The 12796-nt window shown below is 68.4% G+C and carries 7 protein-coding genes and 2 pseudogenes; 3 read left to right on the forward strand and 6 right to left on the reverse strand.

The window, feature by feature from the left end:
• Positions 1–34: 34 nt before the first annotated feature.
• The gene (locus tag ACZ518_RS37225) at positions 35–319 is read left to right on the forward strand and encodes a hypothetical protein (RefSeq protein ID WP_469117465.1); all 285 of its coding nucleotides are present in this window, start codon (positions 35–37) and stop codon (positions 317–319) included.
• Here ACZ518_RS37225 and ACZ518_RS37230 read toward each other — a convergent pair.
• The 5 genes and pseudogenes from ACZ518_RS37230 to ACZ518_RS37250 all read right to left on the reverse strand — a co-directional run.
• A pseudogene (locus ACZ518_RS37230) lies at positions 316–879 on the reverse strand (integrase core domain-containing protein); the annotation flags it as partial. The gene ACZ518_RS37225 and the pseudogene ACZ518_RS37230 overlap by 4 nt on opposite strands.
• A 545-nt stretch (positions 880–1424) precedes the next feature.
• The gene (locus ACZ518_RS37235) at positions 1425–2228 is read right to left on the reverse strand and encodes a DUF3152 domain-containing protein (protein WP_469117466.1); all 804 of its coding nucleotides are present in this window, start codon (positions 2226–2228) and stop codon (positions 1425–1427) included.
• A gap of 228 nt (positions 2229–2456) precedes the next feature.
• A complete protein-coding gene (locus tag ACZ518_RS37240) occupies positions 2457–3068 on the reverse strand; it encodes an RDD family protein (RefSeq protein WP_469117467.1) in 612 nt (203 codons plus the stop codon).
• A 173-nt stretch (positions 3069–3241) separates the two neighbouring features.
• Entirely contained in the window at positions 3242–4180 is a 939-nt protein-coding gene (locus ACZ518_RS37245; RefSeq protein WP_469117468.1) for a D-alanyl-D-alanine carboxypeptidase family protein, read from the reverse strand.
• Between the two features lie 177 nt (positions 4181–4357).
• The gene (locus tag ACZ518_RS37250) at positions 4358–6172 is read right to left on the reverse strand and encodes an FG-GAP-like repeat-containing protein (RefSeq protein WP_469117469.1); all 1815 of its coding nucleotides are present in this window, start codon (positions 6170–6172) and stop codon (positions 4358–4360) included.
• A gap of 574 nt (positions 6173–6746) precedes the next feature.
• Here ACZ518_RS37250 and ACZ518_RS37255 point away from each other — a divergent pair.
• Both ACZ518_RS37255 and ACZ518_RS37260 read left to right on the forward strand, forming a co-directional pair.
• Positions 6747–10862: a DddA-like double-stranded DNA deaminase toxin gene (locus tag ACZ518_RS37255; protein ID WP_469117470.1), complete on the forward strand. Its 4116-nt coding sequence runs from the start codon at positions 6747–6749 to the stop codon at positions 10860–10862.
• Between the two features lie 1006 nt (positions 10863–11868).
• Complete coding sequence (locus ACZ518_RS37260; protein WP_469117471.1) at positions 11869–12273, forward strand: hypothetical protein; 405 nt, start codon at positions 11869–11871, stop codon at positions 12271–12273.
• Between the two features lie 137 nt (positions 12274–12410).
• Here ACZ518_RS37260 and ACZ518_RS37265 read toward each other — a convergent pair.
• Positions 12411–12674: pseudogene (locus ACZ518_RS37265) on the reverse strand (DUF6354 family protein); the annotation flags it as partial.
• Positions 12675–12796: the final 122 nt, after the last annotated feature.

Genomic DNA, 12796 nt, shown 5'->3' on the forward strand with positions numbered 1-12796 from the left:
CCCGGCCGCCGGCCTCGGGTGGGAGGCTGCGCGGATGGATGCTGTGTGGTGGGACCGGTGGGTGTTCGGGTCGGAGCGGGACGAGCCGGAGAGCGGGCCGCGGCCGGGTCACGACTACGTGGAACTGGTGGGCGGTCCCCTGGACGGGATGTTGTTGGACGTGACCGGCTGGCCGCCACAGGAGGTGGTGGACGGGGCGCTGCTGATGTCGGAGCACGGGTGGTTCGGCCCCGGGGGCCGCTCCGAGTACGCGCCGGCCGAACCGGTCTCCGGCTCCGGCGACGTCGGCCGGTTCGTGTGGCGGGGCGACGTCCCCTAGGTGTATTGACCTGTAGCGTTGTTTACGCGGCTGATGGGTGGGTGTCCGTCGAGTGCGGTGTGGCAGCGGTGGTGGTTGTAGGTGTGGAGGAAGTCTGCCAGAGCCGCTGTCCGCTCGTCGTTTGAGGTGTAGGGCCGCAGGTAGGCCCATTCGTCGAGCAGGGTGCGGTTGAAGCGTTCGACCTTGCCGTTGGTCTGTGGCCGGTAGGGCCTGATCTTCTTGTGGGCGATGCCGGCCGCGGTCAGGGTCCGGGTGAACAGCTTGGACTTGTAGCAGGCGCCGTTGTCGGTCAGGACGCGTTCGACGGTGATGCCGTGGGCCTGGAAGAACGTGTTGGCCCGCTGCCAGAAGCCGGCGGCGGTCTCCTGCCGTTCGTTGGCCAGGACCTCGCTGTAGGCCAGGCGGGAGTGGTCGTCGACGGCGGAGTGGACGTAGCTGTAGCCGATCACTGGTGTGGAGCTCTTGCGCTCGGTGGTGGTGGCCTGCCGGTTGCGGTCCCCGGCAGTTCGGCCCACGGCCCGCCATCCGCCGCCGTGAGGGATGCTGCCGAGCTTCCGTACGGCGGGTCCGCCGCCGCGCCATTCGATGAGCAGCGTGTTGTCGAGGTCGAGGTCGACGTCGTCGAGGCCGGCCCAGCGCAGGAACTCGAAGATGTCCGCCTCGCCGAGGGCGCGGCCGAGGCTCTCGCCATTAACGCGGACGCGGTAGCTGCCCTGGGCGTCGGGCGGGTAGGCGATGACGCGCAGGCCGGGGCTCATGCCTCTACCGTGCCGGTGCCCGGTCACTCTGCTCCGGCTCGGGCGGGCGGCCAGGAGCGTGCACCAGGCGGTGGAGGCCAACCGGGCCCGCATCAGCGCGGTGGGCACCGACCGGTGGGTGAAGCTGCTCAAGAAGACGATGCCCGAGGGCCTGGTGCGCGACGCGAGGCTGGTCTCCCCGGCCTGGCCGGACATGGCGCTCCTCGACCAACGAGGGGTCGATGTCGCCGGATTCCTGACCGCCGCGCACCGCCAGGGTGTCGGTGTCGACCGGGCGGTCGCCGCGCTCCTGGCCCAGCCTGGCGCCGCCGTTCCGGCGGCCGGACCCGCGGTGACGAAAACGCTCTTTATGGCACTGCCGGGCCCGACAGGTACCTGCCCTTGCGGTCGTGGGGCCATGCATTGGCCTCGCAGCCTGCCAGTCCCTTGAGCTGCTGCATCATCGCGGGGGCCGGCTTGCCCGGAGCCGGGCACGTTTCGTGGCCGCGGCCTATCTCGTGGCCGACTTCGTGGTTGATGATCAGCGCCCGGTATTCGGAGACCGGTCCGTCGAACTGGGGCGAACCCCGCTGCCACCGCTTGAGGTTGACCACGACCGTGTGGTTGGTACTGCAGTTGGTCTCTCCGACCAGTTCGGGTGTGGTGATGTCGCACAGCCGGTTCGTGGTCTGCGGCGTGGCGATCCGTACGGTGAAGTCCACCGTGCCCTGCGCGGCCAGCTGGAAGCCGTACCGCTCGTCCCGGATCCACCCCCGCCGGTCCGCGAGGACCGTGTCCACCTCCCGCGCGGCCTGGTTGGCGTCCAGGCCGGAGCCGTCCTCGACCTCCACCCGATAGCGCCGCACGGGCCCGTTGCCGTGCTTGCCGGCCGAGACCTTGGCGGCGGTGAAGGTGCCCGCCCCCGACGGGGGCACGTCGCTGTGCGAGGTCCGGCTCGGTTCGGGCGTGGGCTTCGCAGAAGGCGACGTGGATGGCAGCGGCGGGGCCGGGGAGGACGGCCCCGGACGCAGGGCCGCCTGGGCCCCGGACTCGTCCACAGGCGGGTCCACCCGGAGCAGGACCACCGCGACGCCGGCCCCGCCGGCCGCGCAGACCAGCCCCAGGACCGAGCGGCGGAGCCGCCTGCGGCGCTTGGAGCGGGCCTGGGCCATGCGGGCGGAACTGCGCCCCCCACTGCGTGTGCTGTTCGATTCGCGCATACATGTGCCGTCTGGAACATGTCCGTTCGGCCTTCCCCCTGGATACTCGGTACGTGGAACTGAGGAGACGGCACTGTTCGACGAGCTGCTGAGCGTGCGCCCCTGGCGGTGCGAGAGCTGCGGACCTCGCACGACCGTGACCTCACCGCGGCTGCCCCCGCACGGTGGTGAGGCGGTGCCTCAGCCCTTGCGAACGCGGATGACGACGGTGCTGCACACCTTGTCGGCGAAGGTCTGCTTCTTGGGGTGCCAGATCGGCCACAGCCAGCCGATGTGGCAGGGGAGGCTGTCGAGGATGTGGGCCAGCTTGCGGATGAAGGCCCTGCCGAATCCGAGAGTGCTGCCGTCGGCTTCGCGGCGCAGGCTGATGCCGAGCGCCTTCTTGCCGATCGACTGGCCGGTGGAGCCCTCCTTGAAGAGCTGGAAGAAGCCCATGGCGACCGCGTACACGAGACCGACCACGAAGAAGACGCCGGGTTCGGCTGTGTCCGGGTCGGCGGCGGTGGCGAGGTCGACCAAGCGCAAGGCGTACATCGGGCCGAGGACGATCAGCGTGTCGAGCAGGTCCGCCCCGACGCGCAGCCCCCAGTGGGCCAGCTCGGGCATCCCGCCCGGCACACCGGGAGCGAGGTGGGCGCCGTACGGAGCCGGCTGCGGGTGGCCGTACTGCGCGGCAGGCTGCTGGGGGTACCCGTACTGCGGGGGCACGCCCTGCGGGGCCGGCTGCGGGTACCCCGGCTGGTACTGCGGGGGCTGCTGGCCGTACGGGTTGTTCGGGTCGCCGAAGCTCATGGTCAGATCTCTTCGTTCAGGTATGCGGGGGAGGACGTGGGCCGACGAGAGACGCACGCCGTCTGATCAGCACTTGTCCGCCCCGCGTACATCGGGACCCGGGGGCACACACTGACCCCCACCTCGCCGGCCGTCAGGCAAGAGCCCGGCGAGGTGGGAACGGACAACGGACATCAGTCGAGGACGTCGGGGATCGGCTCGGTGTTGCTGCGCTGGACGGCGTTCTTCGAACCGGCGGCCGGGCCGAGGGCCCAGTCGGAGAGGGCCATGGAGTCCATGTACCGCTCCTCGTCGTTGAGCAGGACCCCGATGATCGTCTTGCCATTGCGGGTCACGGAGAAGACCAGGCACTTGCCGGAAGGGGTGGTGGTGCCGGTCTTGATGCCGATCGCGCCCGGGTACGCGTAGCCGGTCGGGCGCGGCTGGATCAGGAGGTTGGTGTTGCTCCAGGCGGCGACGTTGGCGGTGCCGCCGGTGCTGTAGCTGGTGGTCTTCACCAGGGTCTGGAACAAGGGGATGGTCATCGCGTGCTGGGTGAGCTTCGCCAGGTCGCGCGGGCTGGTGAGGTTCTTGCCGGTCGGCGAGATGCCGTCGAAGGAGTCGTACTCGGTGTTGGTCAGACCCAGTTCCTTCGCCTTGGCGTTCATCTTGGCGATGAAGTCCGCCGTGCGGGCCGCCATGGTCGTACCCGATCCGAAGGTGTCGGCGAGGGCGTACGTGGCGTCGGAGCCAGACGGCAGCATGGCACCGTACAGCAGCTGACGGACCGTCGGCGTTGCCCCTGCCTTCAGCTGTGCCGAACTCGCCCCCTGGCGGTAGACGTAGTCCAGGTACTCCTGCTTGACCGTGACCTTCTGGTCGAGGTTAAGACCCGGCAGGGTAGTGACCACCACGGCGGTCATGATCTTCGTGGTGCTCGCCATGGGGCGCTTGGTGTCGGCGTCCTTGGCCATGAGCGTGGCCCCGTTGGTGCCGTTGATCACGATCGCGCCGGCCGCGGTGAGGGTCGGCGCGGGCGCGGCCTGAGCGGGAGCCGTGGCCGAGAGCAGGGCACCGGTGGCGATGGTCACTGCGAGCGCGCCCTTGGCACGCCGCATCAGGGTGGAGATCACTTCAATCCTTGATCATGTTGAAGAACGCCGGACGGAGGCGCCACGAGGGCGCCCCCGTCCGGGAGAACGCCCGGATCCCGGCGTTGCTATCAGCCGAAGCCGCCGGGATCCGGTGAATGGGCGCCGCCGCACCGCAGGAGGTGTCCCGACTGGTGCGTGCCGCGGCGGGCAGCAGGGTCAGGGCTGGACGCCCTCGAAGGTGCCGTTGCCCCTGCCGCGGTGGAAGGACATCTTGTTGCCCTTCCAGCTGACGATGTCGAGCTTGCCGTCGCCGTCGACGTCACCGGTGACGATCTTCAGGTCCGTCCAGGTGCCGGCCGCGGCCAGACCGCCGGAGTCCAGGGTCCCGTTGGCGTTGCCAGTCCAGCGGACCAGGGCGCCGTTCTCCCAGACGCCGACGACGTCGTCACGGCCGTCGCCGTTGAAGTCACCGGTGCCGAGGATGATGACGTTCTGGAAGGAGGCGTCGGGCCAGATCTTCTTGCCGCCGCCGAAATCGAGCTGACCGTTGCTGCCGACCTTGTAGGCGTACAGGTCGCCGTTGGGACGGGTCGCGAGCACGCCGTCCTTGGGGCTGGCGGGGTCGAGCTTGTAGCGGGTCAGGTGCTTGAGCTGGGCCCAGGTGGCGTTCTGCGGGCTGAGGGTGACGGTGGTGGAGAAGGTGCCGTCGCCCTTGCCGGCGTGCAGGAGGATGCGGTCGCTCTCCCAGACGGCGGCGATGTCGCGCTTGCCGTCGCCGTTGAAGTCACCGGCGAAGACCCGCTGGACCGTCTTCCACACCCCCGGGGTTCCGACAGCCGTCGGGGTCGGCTCGAAAGTGCCCTCGGCGCGGCCGCGGTAGACCTGCAGGGTGCCGTTCTTGTCAACGGCGGCCAGGTCGGCCTTGCCGTCCCCGTTGAAGTCGGCCAGCGCACGGTGGTCGGTCAGGTTGCTGGTGTCGGGGCCCGGCTCGGTGGCGTTGGCCTTGATCCACGGCCCGAGGTCGTCGACGCGGACGGTGTAGGCGCCGGTGGTGGTGCTGGCGGCGTCCAGGCAGCCGGTCTGGCCGGAGCGGGCGGTGATGCCGACGAGGGCCGGCTTGCCGGCTTCCGTGCGGACGGCCGGGCCGCCTGCGTCGCCCTGGCAGACGGTGGCGTCGGCCGGTTCCTTGGGTGCGAGGAGAACGCCGCTGGCGTCGGAGGCACCCGTCGTGAAGGTCGCGGAGTGGAGCTTGGAGGGCACCCAGTCCGTCTTCGTGCGGCCGAAGCCCGCGATGGTGACGTCCTGGCCCGCTGCCGCAGGGGCCGTGGACAGTGCCACCGGAGTGACGGTGGAAGCAGGCTTGTCCAGGCGTGCCATGACCAGGTCGCGGTCAGCGTGGGGGACGAGTTGGACGATGTCCGCGGTGTGGCCGCCGGACGTGGTCAGATCGGTGCGGCCGACCGTGACAGTCGTCTTCTCCTTGGGCGTGCCCGCCGTCACGGTGCTGGTGTCCGCGGGGTTGTCCGCGAAGCAGTGCTTCGCGGTGAGGACCCACCGGGGGTCGACCAGGGTGGCGGTGCAGGACCGCTTGCCTTCGCCGATAGTGATCTTTCCGGTGAAAGCGAGAGTGGTGTCCCCTGCGGGGGCGGGCGGGTTGGTGTTCTCGCCCGTGACGCGGAGCTCGATCAGGGCGGACTTGACGCGGTCCGAGGTCGCCTCGCCGTAGCCGGTGAAGTCGTTGGCGGGGGCGTCGATGACGGTCTTGGTGCCGTTGGTCTCGATGGTGGTCTTGACCGGGTAGTTCCCGGTCCACATCCCGAACGCGGACGGCAGCTCAAGGGAGAGGTAGGCGGGCTTCGCCTTGACGTCGAAGCAGTAGTCCTTCAGGCCACGGGTGTTGACGATCACGTCCTGAGTACCGTCACACGCCTGCAGCATCAGGTTGCCGTCACCGCGCTTGAGCGTGACGCCCTTTTCCGCCTGGATGGCCGCCGCGCCGGGGTAGGAGAAGTCCTCCACCGCGTACGACATCGCGTCCACCCCTGGAAGAGCGTCAGCGCTCGCCGGGGGTGCGGCCGCGAGAGACAAGGTGGTCAATGCGAGCGCTGACGGAACATTCACTATCAGATATCTGCGCGCGCGGGATACAGCCATTACGGACCTTCCGGGAAGCAGGATACAGGGGACTCAAGCCCCCAATAAATTTCTCCCGCAAGCCAATCACAACCTTGATCAAGACTCCGCCGAATAAGCGATGATCAACATCTCAAAAAAAACCTCGCATCGCAGTACAACCGTTGGCACTACTGACGAGTGGTCAGATGAACGACCCTGTCAACACCGGGACCCAACCCCCCGACGCGCTCACTGATGGCTGAGATCATATGGCTGAAAGTGCAGGTCAATGGACTATGGCGACGAGCGGACAAGGTGCGGAGGAGGTCGGTCGCGGCTGTACGATCTTCGAGACCAAGCCCTCTCGAACGGCATGACGGGCAGACCCCAGGCGCTCACATCAACCCAGAGTTCCGTCCATCCTATTTCCTCGGGTCAATTCCATGCCGCCTTGAAGGGATTAATTTCGACATTTCAAAGGGGGAGTCGCATGAGACGGAGAATACCCTCCCGACCATTCGATTCGGGAGCATTGAAAAGTTTTTCCGTACGCAACTTCGGTCTGCGGGGACTTCTCGCGGCCGGCTTGCTGTCCGGGCTGTTGGGTACGACGCCAACGGCAGCGGCCGCGGAAGCGCCGCCCCTGTCACCGCAGGAGGTGCGGGCGGAGATCGTCGCCCTCTGGGAGACCGGCGGCCCGGGTATCAAGGAGGCCGCCGAGCAGGCGCTGCTGGGCGGTCCGGAGGCGATCAAGAAGTTCCTGGACGAAGCCGGCTCCATCGAGCACGACGACAACCGCGTCGATGCGGCCCGGATGGCCATGGCCGGCGGCCCCGCCGTCCGGCAGGCCGCCAAGGACGCCATGCTCGGCACGCCCGCCAGCCTGCGCACGTTCCTGCTGGACGGCTACCAGACTCCGCTGGATGACGACCGCAGGGTCGACATCGCACGGATCGTCACCTACGGCGGTCCCGGCGTCCGCGACGCCGGCAAGGCAGCACTGCAGGGCACCTTCGCCAACCGCGAGGAGTTCTTGAACTCCGGCCAGTACGCGGCCCAGCAGGACGACAACCGGGTGGACGTCGCCCGGATGACGAACACCGGCGGCCCGAACGTCAAGGCCGCGGCGAAGGCCGCGCTGAAAGGCACGCCCGAGGACATCGTCGAGTTCCTGGAGGTCGGACAGTTCACCGCCCGCAGCCGCGACCAGGTCCACGCCTCGATCGAAGAGCTGACCGAGCAGGCCAAGCAGGCCGGCAAGCAGGCCGAGGGCGCGACCAAGCTCGCCGAGGAAGCCTCCGCCAAGGCCGTCACCGCGGCAGAGCTCGCCAAGAACGCTGCCCAGAACGCCGCCCGGGAAACCCAGGCCGCCAAGAACGACTCGCAGCGCGCTGCCGTCAAGGCCAGGCAGGCGGCCGACGCCGCCCGGGCCGCGGCCTCCGCCGCGCAGGAGGCCATCGGTTCGGCCAATGCCGCCAACCGCGCCGCGCGCCGGGCCGCACTGGCCGCGGCCCAGACCGCCTCGGCAGCCGCCGCAGCTGCCGACGCGGCCAACAGGGCCTACAACGCCGCGATTGCCGCGGCCGGGAACGCCGGACAGGCCGAAGGCGCCCGGGCCGCTGCCGCCACTGCGCGTGCCGCAGCGCAGTTCGCCAGGCAGTCCGCCGCCGCGGCGGACTCTGCGGGCAGGGCCTCCACAGCTGCTGGTGTGGCGTCCAGCGCGGCCAAGGGCGCGGCGGCGAACGCGGATGCCGCGGCGGCCGCCGCCGAGGAGGCGAACGGATACGCCGACCAGGCGGGCGTCCACTCGGGCGAGGCCCGGCAGGCCGCCGGTGAGGCACGCCGCCACGCCAATGCCGCGCGTGCCGCTGCGGACCGCTCGTCCTCGCTGGCGAGCCGCTCGGCCAGCGCGGCCTACAGCGCGAAGGACTCCGCGAACTCCGCGGCCACGCACGCCGACAACGCCGCGGACTTCGCCGAGGAAGCCGCCCGCCAGGCCGGCAACGCCGCCACCTACGCCGATCAGGCCAAGAAGAACGCCGACGCCGCCAAGACCGCGGCAGAGACAGCCACGGCCGCGGTGAAGAAGGCCAGGGAGGTCTTCGACCTCGCCAACGAGACCGAATCCGCCGACCTGGCCACCCGCACCGAGGCAGCCATCGAGCGTGCCCGCTCGGCAAAGTCCGCCAGTGACCAGGCCATCTCCGTCTCAGCCGCCACCCAGGCCAACGCCTTGGAGCTGCAGGACACCGCCGCCCTCCTCGCCCAGGAAGCGGCCCGGCCCGACGTCGATGTCGCCGCCGCGGCCAAGAAGGGTCGCGAGCTGGCGATGCAGGCGATGAAGCTCCTGGGCCCCTGGCACCAGGAAGCCTCCGCCCGCGCCCTCGCCGGCACCGACCAGGACGTCCTGGACTACCTGCGTACGCGCTGGAAGGAAGCCGAGCAGCAAGACGTGCGCCAGCGCGTCGTCAACCTCAGCACGCAGAGCCCCTATGCCGGGGTGCGTGCCGCGGCCGTCGAGGCGCTCAAGGGCGCGCCCGAGCAGATCCAGGGCTTCTACACAACCGGCCAGTACGCCGCCGGCGCCGACGATATGCGGGTCGACGTCGCCCGCCTGACCAACACCGGCGGCCCCGGTGTCAAGGAGGGTGCCAAGGCCGCCCTCGCCGACGGCACCGGCAAGGCCCTTGCGACCTTCCTCCAGATCAACCAGTACACGCAGCGACTTGATGACGAGAGGGTCATCGCCGCCCAGCTCGCCACCGCGGGCGGGGACGAGGTCAGGGCCGCGGCGAAGATCGCCATGGCCGGACCGGCCAACCAGCTCCACGAGTTCGTCGCCACCGGCCAGTACATGGCCCAGCGCAAGGACGACCTCGCCAACCATCACAAGAACCAGGTCGAAACCCTCCTCGCCGAAGGCGACACGGTCGCCGCCAAGGCACAGGAGAGCCGGTGGAAGGCCGCCGAAGCAGCCTTCAGGGCCAAGCAGGCCGCCGCGGAGGCCAACGATGCAGCCGTCCAGGCCCAGCAGTCCGCCAGCCAAGCGTCCGGCTACGCTGCCTCGGCGAAGGCCTCGGCTGACAAGGCGGCCGCCAGCGCCACCGCGGCCGCGAACTCCGCCGCCACAGCACGCGGCGCCGCCGGCCGTGCCGAAGCCGACGCCTCCGCAGCGGAAGGCTCCGCATCACAGGCCGAGTTCTCCGCCAGCTATGCCCGCCAGTCCGCCCACGAAGCGAACAAGTCAGCAGACCAGGCGCGTGCCTCCGCGACCGCCGCGGGCAAGAGCAAGGACGCAGCTGAGGCCGAGGCCCAGCAGGCCTGGACCGCTGTACTGATCGTCCGGGAACGGGAAGAGGCCGAAGCACGCCGCCAGGCCGAGGAAGACCGCAAGCGGCAGCAGCAGACGAAGCCCAAGCGGATCTGCGTCCCGCACCCCACCCGAGAAACCATGGCTCCGATCATGGCCTGCGCGGCGGACCCGGAGAACTCCGAGATCCGCATGCCCGACATCGACCCCACGCTCCGTGCAATCGTCTGGGAACTCACGGGCCTCAACGACGTCAAGGCCTGCATCAAGACTCCGACACTCTTCGGCTGCACGATGGCTGCCGCCGGCGCCCTGCCGGTCGGCAAGCTGAAGCTGCTGACCAAGGTCGATGACGCAATCGACGGCGTCCGGAGCATGCGCGCGTTCCGGCGCACCCCCGACTGTCTCACTAAGAAGAAAACCGCGCATAGCTTCCCCGCCGGCACGCAGGTATTGATGGCCGACGGCACCCGCCGGGCCATCGAACACATCCAAGTCGGCGACCTCGTCACCGCCACCAACCCCACCACGGGGGCCACCGCCCCGCAGCCGGTCACCCAGACCATCACCACCCCCGACGACCGGGACTTCACCGACGTCACCCTGACCGACGGCTCCGGCCTGACCTCCACCGACCACCACCCGTACTGGGCAGAGAACCGCAAGCGCTGGGTCGACGCCGTCGACCTCCGCATCGGCGACGCGCTGCGCACCCCCGTCGGCACCGCGATCCAGATCGGCAAGACCAGCCACTGGAAGGGCCTCCAGCCCGCCTACGACCTCACCGTCGACTCCACCCACACCTACTACGTCAGCACCGGCACCACCGACGTCCTCGTCCACAACACGGACAGCGTCCCCTGTGAGATGTGGGTTCTCGAAGCATGGTGGGACCTGCCGAAGACGGATAAAACTGTGGGATACGCCGTCGTCGACGGTAAGCGATTCTGGGAAAAACCCATCTGGAGCGGGAAAAGCGACCTCTCCGACGAGATTAACGAGATCCTTCGGAAGTCGCCGGATTTCGAACTCGAAAAGGGCGGAGTCTGGGCCGCCGATCATGTAGAAGCGAAGCTCGCCCTTTTCATGCGGAAGGGCAAGGCCCCGGACAAGATGGATGTCGTCATCAACACCAACTACGTCTGCCCGAAGAACGGAGGAAACCAGGGCTGCCAAAATGCCGTGCCAGCACTCCTCTGCAAGGGGCAGACCTTGATCGTCCACTATCCTCAAATGCCACAACCCAGGATACTCAAGGGACTCGCAACCGGAAAGGACTGCACAAGATCTGAATAAATGAAGGCACTGCTCTGAAAAGAGCAGTGCCTTCATTTGCCCCCCTCCGGAAAAGCCTTCCGAGAACAGATCATCTCACCAGGCGATAGGAAGGGAATCCCAATCCTCCTCGGCCCACTGCCCACCCAGCAGGATCGGTCGACTCAAGGATCGGTCCCCGTTCGGCCGAAGTTGCAGGAGAATACCTAGATCACGAAAACTAGGCAGCCCGTTTGAGGTGAAGAGAAGCTCATGACCGAGGTCAGCCATGCGGTCGATCCACGGATCAAGCTCAGACGGCAGTCGGCCTGTAAGGCCCTCGTCACCGAAACTCACCTGCGGGCCACGGAGAGAGTCCGCAGCCACGGCAACCAGCCTGGGGTCACTTCGATCAGAATAATATGCCGTAATCCCCAGCCCCCCAAAACGGGCCAAAATTACCGACCCGTTCCACTGGAGTCCATCTTCTTCCCCGAGCGTCGCAGCCACCTCGCGAGAATTCATACCGAACCGCAGCGGTCCTACGGACAGCAGCGGATCCAACGCCCAGAGACGGCGATTCTCAGACAATGGCTTCTGGAACCACATATTTCCTCACAGCAGCTTATCGGACAGTGGATGATCACATACTATTCGACAGTTGCTCAAAGTTCCCACCATCCACGGCCTCTCTTGGAGGGACACGGCTACGACGTCGCGAATCTGCTGGACCGAACGGACTGCCAGCTGGAGGTGCGGCGGCACGTTAGCACCAGGCTCTCGATCGAGAGCACCCGCGCCTGCAACACCCCTTCCTCAGCACAAGGCTGTCAGGGTTTCCTCGCAGCAGACAGGATGTCAGGAACCCTGACAGGCGTGAGGGATTCCGGGCTCTTTACCCTCCAGTGCCAGACGGACCCGGTGCCGCCCACGGGCACGGTGCGCTGCGCCGGCCGCTCCGCGACGGATGGCCGGCGGCCACGACACTGCGGCGCAGGCGGCGCAGAATCCTGTCGCAATGCCCGCGTCCGGTCTCTACAGTCGCGGCATGGCCGGCGAGGACGAGAACTCACAGCAGTCCGACATCACCGTGATGCTCAACGAGCAGACCAGTGCCTGCAAGGCAGCACGCGAGGCGATCGCCGCCGGCGGCGAGGTCAGGATCTACGACGGACAGGCGCCGGTGTGGATGGTTCTCGGCATCTCCGCGACCAGGCTGAGACGGTCGTTGAAGATCGGCCTGACGACCCTCGGCCTCGACGAGAGCGTCGAGATCCTCCGCGCCCGGCCCCGCGACGGACACCTGCGTACGGGCAACATCACCGCAGCAGACCGGTCCTGGTTCTTCACCCTGTACTTCGACGCCACCGGAACCGAACTCCTGGCCTGCAGCGCCGTCAAGAACCAGCCTCCCACCCGGCCGCCAGCCCGATCGCAGCCGACCGGCAGCTGACGGCCGACCAGGCCGCGCTTCCCGACCACGACGCTCCCGACACCGTACTGCGGATCACGCGCCGACCCACTCCGCCGCTGGGCGGCGAGCCCAGGAAGAGACTCCCCACGAACCGGCTTGGCCCCCCGCAATACCCGCAGGGCCGCGCGCGCGTAGTCGGGCGGGGTCGCGCCGGGGCGGTGGACTTCGGTGAGGGCCGCCAGCAGGGCCAGATACTGGGGGTCGGCGTCCGCCGGATCCTCGACGAGTTCGAAGGCGGCGGAGCGGAGCCGGGCGGTGCTCGCGTGGGTCTTGCGGCCGGCCTGGCCGCCGAGGTCGTGCTCGACGACGAGGTCGGCCCGGCTGTCGCGGACCTGAGATACCCGTGCGAATACTGCGCTCCAGGCCGGCCGGTAGCTCATGCCGAGCAGAGGACCGTTACGAACGCTTAGGAGTTGTCCGGCCGATCATGTGACTACTCCCTGCTCAGGTCGTTGATGTGGGCATGGGGCGGGGTGATCTGAGTGATGCCGAGTGGGAACGG

The organism is Streptomyces sp. NPDC033966, from assembly GCF_055575955.1.

Coding starts and splice junctions, on each gene's coding strand:
- ACZ518_RS37240 (WP_469117467.1), bottom strand. CDS start 3,068: ATGAGCTTCGGCGACCCGAACAACCCGTACGGCCAGCAGCCCCCGCAG.
- ACZ518_RS37255 (WP_469117470.1), top strand. CDS start 6,747: ATGAGACGGAGAATACCCTCCCGACCATTCGATTCGGGAGCATTGAAA.
- ACZ518_RS37235 (WP_469117466.1), bottom strand. CDS start 2,228: ATGGCCCAGGCCCGCTCCAAGCGCCGCAGGCGGCTCCGCCGCTCGGTC.
- ACZ518_RS37225 (WP_469117465.1), top strand. CDS start 35: ATGGATGCTGTGTGGTGGGACCGGTGGGTGTTCGGGTCGGAGCGGGAC.
- ACZ518_RS37260 (WP_469117471.1), top strand. CDS start 11,869: ATGGCCGGCGAGGACGAGAACTCACAGCAGTCCGACATCACCGTGATG.
- ACZ518_RS37250 (WP_469117469.1), bottom strand. CDS start 6,172: ATGTCGTACGCGGTGGAGGACTTCTCCTACCCCGGCGCGGCGGCCATC.